The sequence below is a fragment of the Nocardiopsis sp. CNS-639 genome, from assembly GCF_000381685.1.
Classification (GTDB): domain Bacteria; phylum Actinomycetota; class Actinomycetes; order Streptosporangiales; family Streptosporangiaceae; genus Nocardiopsis; species Nocardiopsis dassonvillei.
The window spans coordinates 53,074-69,180 of the sequence record NZ_KB906863.1; the positions used below are offsets into that span (position 1 = coordinate 53,074).

The following is a 16,107-nucleotide window of genomic DNA, read 5'->3' on the forward strand; positions in this document are numbered from 1 at the left end:
ATGTTTCCATAGCAGCGTCGATTGTCAACAATCCTACGGAACACGCGACACGGAATCGAGGCCACGCATGGCGGAGCTCTCCCCGATCCTCAAGCAGGCGACACCGGTCGTCGCCGCCCGAGGCGAGGGCGCCTACATCTACGACGAGGACGACCGCCGCTATCTCGACTTCACCGCCGGCATCGGCGTCACCAGCACCGGCCACTGCCACCCCCGCGTCGTGGCCGCCGCGCGGGAGCAGGTGGGGACCCTGGTCCACGGCCAGTACACCACCGTGATGCACCGGCCGCTGCTGCGGCTCACCGAGCGGCTGGGCGAGGTGCTGCCCGCCGGGCTCGACCGGCTGTTCTACGTGAACTCGGGAAGCGAGGCCGTCGAGGCCGCCCTGCGGCTGGCCCGGCAGGCGACCGGTCGGCAGAACGTCATCGTGTTCCAGGGGTCCTTCCACGGGCGCACCATGGGCGCCGCGTCGCTGACCACGTCCGGGGTCAAGATCCGCGCGGGCATCGGCCCGCTGATGCCCGGCGTGGTGGTCTCGCCGTTCCCCTACGCCTACCGGCTGGGCGTGTCCGAGGCCGACGCGGTCGCGTACGCGCTGCGCGAGCTGGACTACCTGTTCGCCACGGTGACCTCGCCCAGGGACACCGCCGCCGTGTTCATCGAGCCGGTGCTGGGCGAGGGCGGCTACGTGCCGGTGCCCTCGGCCTTCCTCCAGGGGCTGCGCGAGCGCGCGGACCAGCACGGGTTCCTGCTGGTCGCGGACGAGGTGCAGACCGGCTTCGGGCGCACGGGCACGTTCTGGGGCCACGAGCCCTCGGGCATCCGGCCGGACGTGGTCATCACCGCCAAGGGGCTGGCCAGCGGCTTCCCGCTGTCGGCGATCGCCGCCCCCGCCGCGATCATGGAGAAGGCCTGGCCCGGCTCCCAGGGCGGGACCTACGGCGGCAACGCGGTGTCCTGCGCCGCCGCCCTGGCCACCCTGGACGTGATTCAGGAGGAGGGCCTGGTGGAGAACGCCGCGCGCATGGGCGAGCGGCTGCGCCTGGGCCTGGAGAAGGTGGCGGAGGCCAACCCGGTCATCGGCGACGTGCGCGGCCGGGGGCTGATGCTCGGCAACGAGTTCACCGCCGCCGACGGCTCGCCGGACGGCGCCACCGCGCTGCGCGCCCAGCAGGCCGCGGCCCGGCACGGGCTCCTGCTGCTCACCTGCGCCCCCGAGGGGAACGTGGTGCGGATGATCCCGCCGCTCATCGTCGACGGCGACCAGGTCGACAGCGCGGTGTCGCTGTGGGCCGCCGCCGTGGAGGAGGCCGTCGCGGGCTGAGGCGGGATTCGTGACCACCGCCCCGGTACGGATTCCGTGCCGGGGCGGTAACGTGCGGTACGGACTCCCCGAGAAACCGCGCGTCCGAAACGCGTGTCCGAAACGGAGGGGGCCGAGCGCGGCGAACCGCACGCGAGAGGAGCCGAACCAGTGTCGGACAGCCGGTGGAAGGTCGCGGACAGCACGGGTGGGGGCGCACGTCCCGTCCTGGACCCCTCACTGCCTCCCCGCCTCGCCGGAAGGCTCCGGAAGCATCTGCCCTTCCTGCGCTCGAAGCGGGCCTGGGCCAGACAGCCCCGGTTCCCCAACCGGACGCGCATGGCGGCGGGCGGGACCGCGGTGGCCGCGCTGAGCCTCCTCTGGGCGCTGGTCAGCGGCCCCCTCCTGGTGTGGTCGGTCCCTCTGTACTTCCTGGGCCTGCTGGTGCAGGCCGCGGCCGTGGGCGCCGCCGGACTCGCCGTCACCCGTGTGCGCCCGCGGTCCCTGCTGCCGCGGTGGCTGTCGCGGACCTCCCGGCGCCGGTCCTGGCAGGCGTTCTCCCTGGCCTTCGTGCCCGCGACCCTGACGAGCTGGTTCCTCGCGCTGGCGGGGCCGGAGTGGGCCTTCAACCTCTACTGGTTCGTGCCGGGCGCGGTGTACGCGGCCGCCGCCATGTGGGCCGGGTGGTGGTGGCCCCGGGGCGACCGGTTGGCGGCGGCCCACGCGGACCGCTACCTGGTGCCCGCGAACCTCGGTCGGCAGGGCGCCCGCCTGCTGCTGGACGTGCAGAGGACGATCGGGACCGTCGAGGAGGCCGACCTGCGGCTGGGCGACTCCTTCGACGCGGCCCAGCCCCTGTCGGTCCTGCGCGCCGAGGAGTGGCGGATCGCCTCGCTGCTGCACCGGCACGAGCGGATCAGGGAGGAGTACGTGGCGGACTCCCTCGACGCCGTCTCCGACCGGGTGCTCGCCGTGCTGGACCAGCAGCACGAGCGCCACGAGGCCGTGTACCGGGAGCTGGCGGCCCGGGTGGACGCGATCCGCGACTACGGGGCGTCCGTCGAGGAGGCCCTGGCCGCGCACACCGAGTGGGAGCAGGTGCAGAGGGTCGAGGAGCGCCAGCGCGAGCTGGACCTGCTCCTCGTCCAGGTGGACTCCGACGGCGGCAACGCCGACCAGCTGTACGGCGAAGCCCTGAACGCGCGCGCCGTCAGGGAGACCAGGGACGAACTGATCGACCGGATGCTGGAGGCGGGCCGTTCCCTGGAGGCCGGGGCCGTCGTTCCGGTCGAGTCGGCCGTGCTGACCGGGGTCGCCGCGCCGACGGAGCCCGCCGAGGGCGCGAGGGCGTAGACCGGGGGCTGTGCGGACGGGAACGGCGAAGCCCCGGACCGGGGTCCCGGTCGGCGCGGGCCGGACGGCGGTGCGGCCGGGCGATGGTGCGGCGCCGGGCCCCTTCCGTCCCGTTCGGTAGGGGGAGCGAGTCCGCGCGCCAGCTCCCTCCGGCGGAGCGCGGCCCCCGTGAACCGCCGCCCACCAGGGGGAGAACTTCTGTGGACGCCCATCCGCCGAAAATGTTCACCCACAGAACCGAAAATCATTCGGATCGAGAGTGACATAAGTCACATGGCAACTTTGTTACCAGTAAGAACACGAAAACGTCGCGGACGGATCGTGACCACGGGTTGACGCGACACTTCAACGGTCGTCAGATTGGGCGCGTCTTACCAGCCCCTCCAGTGAGGCGACCCCCATGATCGACCGAAGACTGTTCCTCGGCGGCGCGTCGCTCGCCACCGTCAGCACCCTGCTCGTCACGACCGGTTGCTCCCGTGCGGAGAGCAACGGCGAACTCACCTCGGGCGGCACTCAGGCCGGCGCCCTTCCGGTGAGGGTCGCCAACGAGACCGGGACCTTCCCCGACAGCGAGATCCGCGCCTACATCGTGGGAACCGACCTGACCACGAACACGCAGTCCTGGGTCGACGCCAGCGGCGTCGCACATCCGGTCGCGGAGTCCGACAACACCGACGACGGGTTCACCGACTACTCGATCCCGCTGGACTCGGTCAGCGAGCTGTCCCTGCCGTTCATGTCCGGCCGGGTGTACTTCGCCCTCGGCGGCAAGCTCCGGTTCAAGGTCGTCACCGACGGCAACGGCAGGCCCGCGCTCCAGTACCCGGCGGGCTGGGTCGAGTCCGACCCCAGCCACGGAGTGCTCCACGACACCGTGGAGTTCACCCACAACGAGACCGGCATGTACTGCAACACCAGCATGGTGGACCAGTTCAGCGTGCCGCTGGCCATCCGCCTCCAGGGCGAGGCCGACCAGACCACCGGCACGTTCGAGCCGGGCGGCCGCGACGCGGTCTTCGCCACGCTCTCCGCCGACCCCGTCTTCTCGTCGCTCGTGCTGAGCGAGGGAGAACTCGTCATCGCCCCCGGACACGGGCTGGACGCCGGACTGTTCCCGGCCGACTACTACGACTCCTACATCGACCAGGTCTGGGAGCGCTACAGCACCACCGACCTGCGCGTCACCACCAACGCCGGGACCTTCACCGGCCGCGTGGACGGTTCGGGCAACCTGGTCTTCGACGGCGGCGTGGCCCCGATCCCCAAGCCCTCCACCCGCGACGTCTTCTTCTGCGACGGCGCCCTGGCGGCCCCCAACGACGGCATCACCGGTCCGGTGGCCGCGATCCTGGGCGCGGCGTTCAACCGCTCGACGCTGCTGGACACCGCCGAGCACCCGGTCACCGACCCCGCGGCGTTCTACAACCACGAGACCACCAACCGCTACGCGGCGGTCTTCCACGAGAACACCGTGGACGGCAAGGCCTACGGCTTCGCCTTCGACGACGTGTCGAACTTCGCCTCCTACGTCCAGGACCACGCGCCGGTGTCCCTCGACGTGACGCTGACCGCGTTCTAGCGCCTCCCGGGCCGGGCCCTCCAGGACCGGAGGCCCCGGTCCGGCCCCTGCTCCCGGCTGTTCCTCCCCGAAACCGAGGTGTTCCCCGTGCCCACCCGCATCCGTCCCGGCCGCATCGCCCTGGCCTGCGCCGTCGCACTCCCCCTGACGGCCTGCGCGACGGGCTCCCCCGTCGAGGTCGAGACCGTCGCCGACCAGACCTCCGCGTCGTGCGGCCTGTTCTTCGACGACTTCGACTACACCGGCCCCGACGACCCGGCCCTGCGCGACCAGGGCTGGAACGTCCGCAGCTGGCCCGGCGGCCCCGGCGTGCCCGGCGCGTCCTGGGACGCCGACAACATCTCCTTCGCCGAGGAGGGCGGCGACTCCCTGCTGCGCCTGACCTCGACCACTGACGGCACCCCGGCGGGCACCAGCCAAGCCGAGCTGACCTTCGGCGAGGAGAAGTTCCACGAGGGCACCTACGCCGCCAAGGTCAAGTTCGCCGACGTCCCGGTCTCCGGCCAGGACGGCGACACCGTGCTCCAGACCTTCTACACGATCACGCCGCTGGCCTACGACAACGATCCCGCCTACAGCGAGCTCGACTTCGAGTACCTGCCCAACTCGGGCTGGGGCGCCCCGGCGGAGGCCATGTACCTGACCTCGTACCACACCTACCAGCGCGACCCCTGGGTCGCGGACAACACCAGCGACGTGGTGAACCGCTCCTTCGACGGATGGCGCGACCTGGTGGTCCAGGTGACGGACGGCGTGGTCCGCTACTACGTGGACACGCACCTGGTGGCCGAGCACAGCGGGAAGTACTACCCCTCGTCGCCGATGTCGATCAACTTCAACCAGTGGTTCGTCGACATGAGCGGCCACACCGGCGGCCCCAGCACCTACGTGCAGGACGTGGACTGGGTGTACCACCAGCAGGGCGAGTCCGTGGCGCCCGAGGAGGTCAACCGGCGTGTGGGCGCGCAGCGCGACGCCGGTGTCTCCCGCGTGGACGGGGTCGCCCTCGGCGGAACCTGCTGACGCCCCGGCCCGCCGCCTGACCCGCTCCCGGACGGCGGCTCCGACACCCTCGCGCGTTGTCGGGGCCGCCGTCCTGCCGCCCCGGGCCGCCCTGCGGACGGGGACCGGCATGACCGGTCGCACACTCACAAAACGGTTCGAGGCCCTCTGACACCGTGATAGAGTCAAAGACGTCGCCAGGGAGACCGGGCGACACACAACTGAACAACCTGCACTCGTAGCTCAATGGATAGAGCATCTGACTACGGATCAGAAGGTTGGGGGTTCGAGTCCTCCCGAGTGCGCCACCTTGAGACAGTGGAGAAACAGCCGGACCCGCACACCACACGGGCCCGGCTGTTTCTTTTGTGCTGCCCGGGGTCGAGGGGCGGGATCCTCGTCGGAGGCCTTCGTTCCAGGTGTCCTACCCGGAGCGGCCCGGCGGCCGGGCTGGATCAGGCCGGGGTGATCTCGGAAACCGTCGACGCGCCCATGTCCGGGTTGGCGCAGACGCGGTCGTTTCCACCCGTGGGCACGTAGGCGGCGCCCTCGTCGTTCTGGAGGAACAGGTGGGCCCCGGCCACCTCGGTGGGGCTGCACTCCTCGGGGTCGTAGACCTCCGGGTTGGGGCGGGACACGGTCACCGTGGCCGCGTCACCCGGGTACAGCGCGAAGACGCTGCCGCCCTGGCCCTCGACCTGCGCGTCGGCCCCGATCCGGTTGCCCTCGGAGTCGCCCCAGTACATGTTCGCGGCGGAGGGGTACATGGCGCACGCCACGTCGTCCTGGGGGTCGAGCGGTTCCTGCTTGACCAGCTCGAACTCGACGTGGACGGTACCGGCCGCGCCCTCGCGCGCGGTCTCGGAGATCTCGAAGTCCGCCGCGGTGCAGTCGCGGACGCTCATGGCCCCCGCACCGGAGTCGGTGTCCTCCGCGACCGCGGGCGCGGACGCGAGCAGAAGAGCGGGCAGCGACACCGCGCCCAGGGCCGCGACTCGGACCGAACCCGTGCGAAATGCGTTCGTCATGGCGAACATCCCCCTCATTGCGTGTTCCGTCTGCCGACGTCGATCCATGCTCGACTACGGGTGATACGACGTCGGTCCCCCCTGTGTCGTTCTCTCCCGCAACCGATTTAAACAACGTTTACCTATGTCATGCCGCCAGACGGTGCCGAGACACCCCGGCGCACCGGGACCTCGAACCCCCGCCGGGAGGCCCGGAACGCCGCCAGGCGGCCCGGGGACGGCACAGCCCGGGTTCGCGCCGACCCGCACGGCTTCCCGACGACGCACCCCGACGACCAACGGCGTGGAAGGCCCGAAGACTCATGGCGCGGCCCCCGGGCGAACCGGGCGAAGGACCGCCCGGCTATCCTCCGGAAAGCCGCCTGCCGTGGCGGTGCCCGGGAACCGGAAACCGTACACCGCCCGCCCCCACCCACGGAGCGCCCATGTCAGCACCGCACGCGCGGACCACCAACTGGGCGGGCAACGTGACCTTCGGCAGCCCGCGGGTCCACCGGCCCCGGACACTGGACGAACTGCGCCGCGTCGTCCGCGACAGCCCGCGGATCCGCGCCCTGGGCAGCGGCCACTCCTTCAACCTCGTCGCCGACTCCGACGCCGACCTGGTGCGCCTGGACGGGCTGCCCGCGGAGGCGGAGATCGACCCCGAGGGGCGGACCGTCACCGTCACCGCCGGTACCCGCTACGCCGAACTGGTCACCGCGCTGCACGGGCGGGGGTTCGCGCTGGCGAACCTGGCGTCGCTGCCGCACATCTCGGTCGCGGGCTCGTGCGCGACCGGCACCCACGGGTCCGGGGACGGCCAGCGCTGCCTGTCCGCCGCCGTGCGCGCGGTGCAGCTCCTGGGTCCCGACGGCGACCTGGGCTGGCTGAGCCGCGACGTGGACCCGGAGGTCCTCCCCGGCGCGGTGGTCGCGCTGGGCGCGCTCGGCGTCGTCACCCGGCTCTCCCTGGAGATCGAACCGGCGTTCACGATGACCCAGCGGGTCCGCGTCGGGGTGGCCCTGGACGAGGTGGCCGAACACGTCGACGACGTGTTCGGCGCGGCCTACAGCGTCAGCCTGTTCACCGACTGGCTCGGGGAGGGCTCCGTGTGGCTCAAGCAGCGCACCGACCGCCCCGAGGGCGCCTGGAGGGGCGGTCGGCCCGCGTCCGGGCCGGTGCACCCCGTCCCGGGGATGCCTCCGGAGCCCAGCACGGAGCAGATGGGGGCCGTCGGCCCCTGGCACGAGCGGCTCCCGCACTTCCGTCCCGAGCTGGAGCCGAGCGCGGGCAGGGAGTTGCAGTCCGAGTTCTACGTGCCGCGCGAGGCCGCGGGCGCCGCGTTCGCCGCCCTGCGCGGGATCGGGCACCTGCTCGCCCCGGCGCTGTACGTCGCGGAGGTGCGCACGGTGCGCGCGGACGACCTGTGGCTGAGCCCCGCCCACGGCCGGGACTGCGTCACCTTCCACTTCACGTGGCTGCCGGACCCGCGGGCCGTGGCCCCGGTCCTGGCGGCCGTGGAGGAGCGCCTCCTGCCGCTGGGTGCCCGCCCCCACTGGGGCAAGCTCACCGCGATGGACCCGGCCGACATCACCGCCCGGTACGAGCGCGCGGCGGACTTCGAACGCCTCGCACGCGCGCTCGACCCGGGCGGAAAGTTCCGCAACGCCTTCACCGACGCGCTCTTCCCCCGCGGGTGAGACCGGGCCCGTGGCGGCGGGCCGCCTCGCCGAGCCCCGACGAGGCGGCCCGGCGACAGAGCGCGGTCAGGCCGGGTCGACCCGGTACAGGGTGGTCGTTCCGGACACCTCGTTGGCCACGGCCAGCATCGGCACGCCCCGGATCGGCGAGTCCGAGGCGCTGATGAAGGCCAGGCCCTCCGCGCCGAGGTCGCCCGCCTCGCCGGTGCCGGGCTCGGCGGTGAAGTCGCGGTTGTTGAGGTACTGCACGAAGGACGCCTCGCGGGGGTCGGTGACGTCGTAGACCATCACGCCGCCCACCCGTTCCAGGCCCACGAACGCGTAGGTGCGGCCCGCCACCTCACCGAGCACGACCCCCTCGGGCTCGGGGCCCTTGTCGTCGCTGCGGTTGTCGAAGGCGTTCTCCGCGTGGTTGGAGTTGAAGAACTCCGGGTCGGCCTCGGCGGTGATCCGCTCGAAGTCCGACCCGGAGTCGAAGAGCAGCTCGCCCTCGGTGGTGAAGATCGAGAACGAGCGTCCGCCGAACGCGTACACGTCCTCGTAGCAGCTGCCGTCCTCGCGCAGACCCTCGGCGGCGGTGACCGTCAGCCTGCCCATGTTGGCCTCGTCGAGCAGTTCCCCGGTGCTGTCGACGCCCAGGTCGTTGTCGGCCAGGAACTCCCGCAGGCGCGGGGAGTCCTCGCACAGCGGGGTCTCCTCGGCCAGGTCGCCCAGGCGCGTCTCCTCGGAGTAGCCGTCCCAGTCGCGGGTGTCGCCCTCGTTCGCGGTGACCATCAGGGTCTGGCCGCGCCAGCGGTAGGTGTCGAATCCGTCGGGCTGGTACATGCCGTACACCGGCCAGTTGGCGAGGCGGATGCCGTCGTCCCGGTTCGACACGTCCAGCTCGTTGCCGGGCTCCATGTGGTCCTTGAGGCCCAGGGGCACGATGTCGGTGAACTCGGCGGTGCGCAGGTCCAGCAGCGCGACGGCGTTGGCCTCCTGGAGCACCACCTGGGCGCTGTAGGCGGTGTCCGCGGAGATGTACTCCGGTTCCAGGTTGCGCGCCACCCGGCCCGGGGTGCCCGGCTCGCCGGTGGACAGGTCCGGCCCGAACACCCGCACCCCCGAGGGCAGCTCCCGCTCCCCGTCCCAGGCACGGAAGTCGGCGGTGCGCACGTCGTCCTGGGTGAGGGCGGCGGGCCTGCGGTTCACGCGGATGACGCTCACCGAGCCCTCGGGGTCGACCGAGTAGTCGTCGCTGGGCTCCCCCTCGTTGGCCACCAGCAGCAGCCTGCCCTCGGGCGTGAAGGCGGCCATGTCCGGCAGGGCGCCGACCCGGACCGCGTTGAGCGCGGTGCCGTCGGTGTCGTAGAAGACCACCCAGCCGTCGTCGGTGCGGTCGGGTGCCTCCACCGCCACGGCCACGGTGTCGCCGTGGACCGCCACGGAGTTGGCGACCGCGCCCTCCGGCACCACCGAGCCGTCGGCCGCATCGACCCCGGGCGTGCGCAGGTCGAACAGCTTGGCGGGGGACGCGGGGTCGGAGACGTCGAGCACCTCCACGGTGGCGGCCAGGGCGTTGACCACGTACAGGCGCTGGGTGCGCGGGTCGTGGGCGACGATCTCCGCCGCCGCCTCGTCGAAGAAGCCGGTGCGGTAGCTGCCGAGGGCGGACAGTTCGACGCCGTCGCGCCCGCCCTCGCGGGGCTCCTGCCGCTCCGCGTGTGCGGGGGCCGCCGTACCGGTGAGGGCGACGGCGAGGGACACCGCGACCGCCGTGGTCTTGCGCATGCGTGCTTCCTGAGGGCTCCGGGGGAATGGGCGCGGTCACGCCCGCGCCGAAGCCAACCAGGGGCGGACGGGATCGGGCTGAACGCCCGGTGGCGCGGGGGTGAAGGCGGGTGGCGACCGGTCCGAGGCGGCGGGGCCCGACGGGAGGGGGCCGCAGGCTTCGGACACGGGCGACCCGTGGCAGGACGGAGAACCGGGCGCTCGCGTACCAGCGCCGTGACGGCGGCCGTCCTCCGGAGACCCTATCGGCCGCGGGAATGTGCTTGACGCCGTCCTACCTGTGGAAATTCCGCGCGCATGATGCCAAATCGGCGCATTGGCACACCGGCGCATCGGAGAAATCCGCGAAAAAATACGCGGGCACGTGTCCGAACGGCACGGAAAAGGGCGCGGCGCGGATCCGGCGGGTGCCGGGCCCCGAAGGCGGCGGATGCGGCGGGGCCGTCGGGAAAAGCCGGAGGGAAAGTCCCGGAGAACTCAGTGACCGGCCGACCGGAGCCTGTGCCAGGCGGTCGTCCAGCGCTGGCGCTCGGCGGCGTCCTCACCGGCGCAGGCGGTCACGAAGGCCATCAGGAACACGTACCGGGGCAGCTGGGTCCCCTCCAGGACGTCGCGGAAGGTGGTCGCCCGCACCGCTCCCCCGCACAGGTACTCCAGCTCCAGGTAGGACCAGTCGCCCGCCCAGACGAGGTAGCGGCGCATGACCAGCAGGAACTCCGCGGGCGTCTCGGCGTCCAGGGGGTTGGGTCGACCCTCGTAGCCGTCCAGGGCGCGGACGGTCGGGTGGCGCTCGACGGCGGAGCTGGGAGTCGTGAGGACCCGGTCGAGCCAGCTGGTGCGACCGAGGGACCGGTTCGGTCCGGTGGGTTCGAGGACGCCCGTGGTGGTCACACCTTCTCCTTTTCACCGGTCGAAATCGACGTCGCGGGGGTTCTCTCGTACGCGTCGCGCCTGTTCGGCGCACACGTGAGCAGGGGGGTGGAGAGAACGACGAAGGCCGGATACCAGCTGTTGTGGGGAGAACTCCGGCGCTTCGGTTACGGAGAAACCTACCGGATGAACACGGAACGCGAAAGCGCCTGGCGGCACGGCTTCGGAGAGGCGTTGGTCTCCCTCGTGTGTGACGTCGCCGCCGTCGCTTCCACTGTTGTGTGCTTTTACCGCAAAGGACAACAAAGGACATCTGGAACACCGAGCAAAACGTCCCCCATGACGGTAGTGCCCGAAACGCGACCACCTGGGGCGTCAGGGGGGAAGCCCCCGGGTTCACCAGATTAGTTTGTCCGAATAGGCAATTTAAGGGTGACCGTAACCGGGGTCACGGTGTCCACGCCAGCACTGTGGCGTCGTCGCTCCCCTTGCCGCGCGGATGAAGGAGCCGGTCGGGGTCGGCGGCCTCCAGTCCGCGCACCCGGTCCAGCAGGACGCGCGGCCCCTTGTCCGAAACCAGGGCGAAAGCCTGGTCCCAATCCAGGTCCCCGAAGAGGTCCACCACCCGGCTCGCCCCGTCGGTCATGGCCGTGAAGCGTCCGAGGGGCAGGGTTCCGGTCAGCGCCTCCTCGGCCGCCCGGGGGTGGGCTCCCGCCGTCCAGAAACCTCCGGGAACGTTGCGGTACGCGCGGATGGCGTCCCAGGGGCTCCCCCGGCGGGCCAGGTCGCCCCTGAGGTCGTCCAGACGGGTGTCGGTGAGCACGCGCACCCCGCCCCCGTCCTCCACCAGCAGCACGGAGTCGGACAGCACCAGGTACTCCAGCGCGTCGGAGCCCGCCCGGACCGCCACGACCGTGGCGGACGGGCTCTCCTGGTTGGCCAGGTCGCAGGTGTGCGCGTGCAGGGCGGAGGCCGTCACGATCGCCTCGGCCAGGGCCTCGCGCAGGGGGAGTCCCGCGTCGGCCCCGGCCAGCAGCAGCGCGCCGAGCCGCCGGGTGTACCAGGCCACCCCGTGGGAGCAGCCCGTCTCCACGTCCCGCGGCGCGCTCGCCCCGTCCAGGAGGACCGCGCTGGTCGCGGTCGCCGCGGCGAAGTCCTCGTTGGGTCGGCCGGGGTCACCCGGCTCCGTGGCGACGTGGAAGGGCACTCCCGGATCTCCCGTTCATGGACGGCGCGTCTGTCGTGGGCACCGCGGCCCCGCCCAGGAGACACGATGACCGCTCCTTACCCCAGGAAGTTACACCCATGGAAAGCACATCTTTCGGGTAGGTGAACGATTCAGTACTTTTCTTGAGACGGCCGACATCGCACGGCCCGGCTCCGGCAAGGACGCGAGCAGGAGAAGCACCCCCCGCGACGAAAGCGGGGACCCGCACCCGCACCCGCACCCGCACCCGCACCCGCACCCGCACCCGCAAGGACCAGAACAGGAACCAGAAGATGACAACGGGATGGATCACCCCATGTGGAATATTCCCTATTATTTTCGGAGAGCCAGGCGAATACTCAGGAGAATGGTTCCGTTCCCGGTCAGGAAGGTGCTCTTCCTTCCCGTCTCATGGAGGCACCGGAGGAGGGACCCGGAACTCACCGTGTCGACCTACCGGCGCGAACCCGTCCTCGCACGGCGCTGGTCCGGTCCCTTCGACGTCGAGGACTTCGTCGCCCGGCGGACGAACCGCTTCGCCGACCTCCTGCGTGAACGGGGGATCGACTACTTCTTCTCCCGGTCCAACGGCGTGTACCACCGTTCGGTCGCCGTGTCCGAGGAGGACAGGGCCGAGGTCCTGTCGGTCCTCGCCTCCCACTACAGCCTCCACGGCTCGTACGTGAGGACTCCGGTCGGGTACCGGCCCCTGTCCCCGCTCCGGCTGCGCCGGCTCCGCCGCGCCCCGGTGATCCGGCTCGGGGAGCACGTCGTCGGCGACCGGGGCCCCGTGGTCGTCGGCCCCGCCCACGGCTTCACCGTGGAGTTCTGGCAGGAGGGCGAGCGGTTCCTGGCCTCCCCCGACCACGAGGAGAGGCTCGACCGACTCCGGGTCGTGGCGCCCGAACACGTCCTGCGGGAGTCGCTCATCGCGCCGCAGCCCAACCCGGTGAGCGAGGTGATCCCCGGCAAGGCCCGGAAGACCGCCGAGGTCAGGGTCGGCGACCGGACCCATCCCACTCTGGACGCCTTCACCTGGGAACTCGCCACCGACCTCACCTTCGCGATCGACGCCGTCTACACCTGGGTCGACGGGGCCGACGAGGCCTGGCGCGCCAGGCGCGACGCCCACCTCGGGGCGAACGCCCCGGCCAACCCGCACTCCGCCTCCGACTCCCGCTACACCAGCCGGGACGAACTCCTCTACTCCCTGCGCTCGCTGGAGATGTTCGCCCCCTTCGTACGCAACGTCTACATCGTCACCGACGGCCAGACGCCGCCGTGGCTGGACACCGACCATCCGCGGGTACGGGTGGTGGACCACACGGAGGTCTTCGCTGACCCGTCGGTCCTCCCGGTGTTCAACTCACACGCCATCGAGTCGCAGCTGCACCACATCGAGGACCTGGCCGAGCACTACCTGTACCTCAACGACGACGTGTTCTTCGGCCGTCCCGTGTCCCCCTCCCTCTTCTTCCACCCCAACGGGCTCGTGAAGCTGAACCCCTCCCCCTACCGTTTCGGGCTGGGCGAGGTCAGCGAGGAGGACCAGCCCGTGGACGCCGCCGCCAAGCGCAACGGCGCGCTGCTGGAGAAGCACTTCGGCAAGGTGCCCGTGTCCAAGTTCAAGCACACGCCCATCCCGCAGCGCCGGTCGGTGGTCCAGGAGCTGGAGGAGAGGTTCCCCGAGATCTTCGCGCGCACGGCGGCGTCGCGGTTCCGGCACCCGGACGACCACTCCGTGCCGTCGTCCCTGCACCACTACTACGCGCTGTTCACGGGCAGGGCGGTGATGGGCGGCCTGCGCTACACCTACCTCAACCTGGCCGACCTGGACGCGGTGCGGTACCGGACCGAGTCCCTGCTGGCCCAGCGCGACTTCGACACCTTCTGCGTGAACGACACCACGGAGCCGGACGAGGAGGCCGAGAGGCACGTCGACGGGTTCCTCGGCGACTACTTCCCCTTCAGGAGCAGTTTCGAGAGATGAGGGGCCGCGAGGTGGGGGCGGGGCGGCCCGGCCGCGACCGGGCCGCCCCCGGGGTCAGCGCACCAGGACGGTGGTGTGCACGTCGATGTTGCCGCTCTCCCAGAGCCAGTCCATCGCGGCCAGGCTCACCCGGGCGCACCCGTGGGAGGCGGGCTGGGCCGGGACGACCGGGTACCCGTGCACGGCGATGCCGCCGTTGAAGTACTTCGGTCTGTACAGCGCACCGTAGGGACCGGGGTCCCAGGCGTCGACCTCGCGGAAGACGGTGTAGGTGCCGGTCGGGGTGGTGGCGATCCGCTCGGTGCCGTCCGAGGACTCGTAGGGCTGACCGGATCCGGTGGAGGTGTTGAGGACGCGCTCCACCTCGCCGCCGGAGACCACCAGCAACAGCTGCCGGTCCAGGTCGATCTCCAGCAGGTCGCCGGAGGTGCTCTGGGCCTCGGGGAGCACGCCCTCGGCGAGGGCGGCGCGGGTGGCGGGGCCCACGACGCCGTCGCGGGCGATCCCGGCGGCCTTCTGGAGCGCCACGACGGCCTGCTCGGTGTGGAAGCCGAACTGGCCGTCCACGCCGTCGATCCAGTAGCCCAGTTCGGCGAGGCGCTCCTGGACGGCGCTCACCTCGGCTCCGGAGCTGCCCTGGCGCAGTTCCGGTCCGGTGCTGACCGAGGTCGGTGCGGCGTGCGCGGCCGGGGCCGCCACGACGGCGCCCAGGATCAGGGCGAACGCCGCGGCCACGGCCAGGAGGAGGGTGTGCTTCGGGTGCGGTGTCAGGAGGAATCGGGGGGTTGCCATACGTCCTCCTTACCCACCCGGCGCGCGGTTCTCCCCGCCCCGCGGAACCTGTGGACAACTCTCGTCTCCGTGTGCGGGCGGACGTGCGCGGACGCGCTGGCGGTTTTTCGGGCCGCGCGCCCGCCGCGACGACACGCGGACGCCGACGGTGGGCCGCCGCCGAACCCGAGGCTCCCGGCACCGGCCGTCACGGACGCCTCCCACCACGCGCTCGGCGCGCGGGGTCCGGGGCGCGTCCCGGGTCCGGGGCGCGCCCGACCGGGTTCAGCGCCCTCCGGGTCCCGGGCCGTGCGAACGCGCGTGCAGGGACGAGGCGACGTGGGCCAGGGCCCGGCACCGGGCGAACTCCACGGCGGTGAAGGGGATGACCTCCCGGCGGACGGTCAGGACGCCGCCGTCGGGTGCCGGAAGGGTCATCACCGTGCCGGACAGGTCCTCGCGGGCCGTTCCGGCGGGCGGTTCGGCGGTGTGCTCCACGGCCCGCGCCGAGGCCAGGGAGAGCAGCGAGCGCTCCAGCGTGGTCGCCCCGGTGACCAGGGCGCTGACCAGGGCGAGCGTGCGGCTGGTGGTGTCGCTGAGCTCGTGGACGTCGGCGCGGCGCACGGCGGCTTCGCGTCCGCCCGCCTCCCGTACGGCGGTGTACAGGTCGCCCTCTCCCACGTGCGCGGGAGCGCTGACGAAGAACTCGTCCACGGCGTCCGGCCCCGCCGGGTGCACCTGCATGAGCCGGATGTCGATCCCGAGGGCGGCGAACCGCGCGGTGAGCGCGGCCAGGCCGCCGGGCACGTCGGCGACCGTCGCGCGGACGCTCCACAGCAGGTCGTCGGACGGGGCGCGCACCGGTTCCCCACCCGCCGGGGAACCGGCCGACGCCGGGGCTCCCTCCCCGGTCGAGGGGGCGTTTCGGAAGGATCCGCCGCCGGCCGATCCGGCGTTCCCGGGCGGCGCCGTGTCCTCGGAGGTCCCGGCGCCACGGGACGCACCGTCGCCGCCGGTCAGCCCGCCGTTCGCGTACGGCCCGGTACCCGTGGGCGGCCCGGCGCTCCCGGACGCGTTCACCGTTCCGGAGCCCCGGGGCGGCCGGGGAGCGGACGCGGCCTTGTGGCGGTGCCACCGGTGGACCGCGGAGACCGCGAGCAGCAGCAGTCCCACGGTGATCAGGACGCGGACGCCCGCGTCGCTGTGCCCGAGGGAGAGCACCACCAGGTGCGCCGCACCGGCGGCGAGGAGCAGGATGCCCAGGTCGAGTGCCTCGCGGCCGAAGAAGCCGTGGCGGTGGTCGTCGGTTCCGTGCTGTCCTTCGGAAACGTCCATGGGACCGAAGATCCCAGGGCGACGTTGCGCCCGTTCGCCCCCACGTGAAGGACCGGTAACGACGGAGAGTGACTCTGGCCACTCCGGCGGTACGCGCACGTCCCCGAAGCGGACGCGACCGGAGGCGGACGGCTCCCGGCCGGGACCGGAAAACGGCTGCCGCACCGGCGTTCCCGCGACCGTGGCGCTCTCAGAAAACCCACCCGAACAGCAG

General features: G+C 72.0%; 12 protein-coding genes and 1 tRNA gene. 7 read left to right on the forward strand and 6 right to left on the reverse strand.

Annotation, left to right across the window (positions count from 1 at the left end):
- Nucleotides 1-67 precede the first annotated feature (67 nt).
- The 5 genes from G011_RS0116445 to G011_RS0116465 all read left to right on the forward strand — a co-directional run bounded on the left by G011_RS0116445 (nucleotide 68) and on the right by G011_RS0116465 (nucleotide 5,548).
- Nucleotides 68-1,324 (forward strand): aspartate aminotransferase family protein, encoded by a 1,257-nt coding sequence (locus G011_RS0116445; RefSeq protein ID WP_019609442.1) that lies wholly within the window; start codon nucleotides 68-70, stop codon nucleotides 1,322-1,324.
- Nucleotides 1,325-1,474: 150 nt separating this feature from the next.
- Nucleotides 1,475-2,656: a hypothetical protein gene (locus G011_RS0116450; protein ID WP_019609443.1), complete on the forward strand. Its 1,182-nt coding sequence runs from the start codon at nucleotides 1,475-1,477 to the stop codon at nucleotides 2,654-2,656.
- Between the two features lie 400 nt (nucleotides 2,657-3,056).
- Entirely contained in the window at nucleotides 3,057-4,238 is a 1,182-nt protein-coding gene (locus tag G011_RS0116455; protein WP_019609444.1) for a glycoside hydrolase family 64 protein, read from the forward strand.
- 87 nt (nucleotides 4,239-4,325) lie between these two features.
- Entirely contained in the window at nucleotides 4,326-5,261 is a 936-nt protein-coding gene (locus G011_RS0116460; RefSeq protein ID WP_231391509.1) for a glycoside hydrolase family 16 protein, read from the forward strand.
- A gap of 211 nt (nucleotides 5,262-5,472) precedes the next feature.
- A tRNA-Arg gene (locus G011_RS0116465) sits at nucleotides 5,473-5,548 on the forward strand.
- A gap of 147 nt (nucleotides 5,549-5,695) precedes the next feature.
- Here the strand turns inward: G011_RS0116465 and G011_RS0116470 are convergent.
- Nucleotides 5,696-6,268: a DUF4232 domain-containing protein gene (locus tag G011_RS0116470; protein ID WP_155979790.1), complete on the reverse strand. Its 573-nt coding sequence runs from the start codon at nucleotides 6,266-6,268 to the stop codon at nucleotides 5,696-5,698.
- A 425-nt stretch (nucleotides 6,269-6,693) separates the two neighbouring features.
- Here G011_RS0116470 and G011_RS0116475 point away from each other — a divergent pair, with 425 nt between their 5' ends.
- Nucleotides 6,694-7,950 carry an FAD-binding protein gene (locus tag G011_RS0116475; protein ID WP_019609447.1) on the forward strand — a complete coding sequence of 419 codons (1,257 nt, stop codon included), beginning with the start codon at nucleotides 6,694-6,696 and terminating at the stop codon, nucleotides 7,948-7,950.
- Between the two features lie 66 nt (nucleotides 7,951-8,016).
- Here G011_RS0116475 and G011_RS0116480 read toward each other — a convergent pair whose 3' ends face one another.
- The 3 genes from G011_RS0116480 to G011_RS0116490 all read right to left on the reverse strand — a co-directional run bounded on the left by G011_RS0116480 (nucleotide 8,017) and on the right by G011_RS0116490 (nucleotide 11,797).
- Complete coding sequence (locus G011_RS0116480; RefSeq protein WP_019609448.1) at nucleotides 8,017-9,720, reverse strand: choice-of-anchor I family protein; 1,704 nt, start codon at nucleotides 9,718-9,720, stop codon at nucleotides 8,017-8,019.
- Between the two features lie 477 nt (nucleotides 9,721-10,197).
- Nucleotides 10,198-10,611 (reverse strand): hypothetical protein, encoded by a 414-nt coding sequence (locus G011_RS0116485; protein ID WP_013155757.1) that lies wholly within the window; start codon nucleotides 10,609-10,611, stop codon nucleotides 10,198-10,200.
- A 427-nt stretch (nucleotides 10,612-11,038) separates the two neighbouring features.
- Nucleotides 11,039-11,797 (reverse strand): protein phosphatase 2C domain-containing protein, encoded by a 759-nt coding sequence (locus G011_RS0116490; protein ID WP_019609449.1) that lies wholly within the window; start codon nucleotides 11,795-11,797, stop codon nucleotides 11,039-11,041.
- Between the two features lie 445 nt (nucleotides 11,798-12,242).
- On the opposite strand from G011_RS0116490, the gene G011_RS0116495 reads away from it, so the two are divergent.
- On the forward strand, nucleotides 12,243-13,787 hold the full coding sequence (locus tag G011_RS0116495) for a stealth family protein (RefSeq protein WP_026338366.1): 1,545 nt from the start codon (nucleotides 12,243-12,245) through the stop codon (nucleotides 13,785-13,787).
- A gap of 54 nt (nucleotides 13,788-13,841) precedes the next feature.
- Here the strand turns inward: G011_RS0116495 and G011_RS0116500 are convergent, their stop codons facing one another.
- Both G011_RS0116500 and G011_RS0116505 read right to left on the reverse strand, forming a co-directional pair.
- Entirely contained in the window at nucleotides 13,842-14,579 is a 738-nt protein-coding gene (locus tag G011_RS0116500) for a L,D-transpeptidase family protein (RefSeq protein ID WP_026338367.1), read from the reverse strand.
- A 264-nt stretch (nucleotides 14,580-14,843) separates the two neighbouring features.
- Nucleotides 14,844-15,893 carry an ACT domain-containing protein gene (locus tag G011_RS0116505; protein WP_019609451.1) on the reverse strand — a complete coding sequence of 350 codons (1,050 nt, stop codon included), beginning with the start codon at nucleotides 15,891-15,893 and terminating at the stop codon, nucleotides 14,844-14,846.
- Between the last annotated feature and the right edge of the window lie 214 nt (nucleotides 15,894-16,107).

What these genes read in the sequence shown, in the direction of transcription:
- G011_RS0116480 (WP_019609448.1), bottom strand. Translation starts at nt 9,720, where the DNA reads ATGCGCAAGACCACGGCGGTCGCGGTGTCCCTCGCCGTCGCCCTCACC.
- G011_RS0116455 (WP_019609444.1), top strand. Translation starts at nt 3,057, where the DNA reads ATGATCGACCGAAGACTGTTCCTCGGCGGCGCGTCGCTCGCCACCGTC.
- G011_RS0116500 (WP_026338367.1), bottom strand. Translation starts at nt 14,579, where the DNA reads ATGGCAACCCCCCGATTCCTCCTGACACCGCACCCGAAGCACACCCTC.
- G011_RS0116505 (WP_019609451.1), bottom strand. Translation starts at nt 15,893, where the DNA reads ATGGACGTTTCCGAAGGACAGCACGGAACCGACGACCACCGCCACGGC.
- G011_RS0116470 (WP_155979790.1), bottom strand. Translation starts at nt 6,268, where the DNA reads ATGACGAACGCATTTCGCACGGGTTCGGTCCGAGTCGCGGCCCTGGGC.
- G011_RS0116445 (WP_019609442.1), top strand. Translation starts at nt 68, where the DNA reads ATGGCGGAGCTCTCCCCGATCCTCAAGCAGGCGACACCGGTCGTCGCC.
- G011_RS0116475 (WP_019609447.1), top strand. Translation starts at nt 6,694, where the DNA reads ATGTCAGCACCGCACGCGCGGACCACCAACTGGGCGGGCAACGTGACC.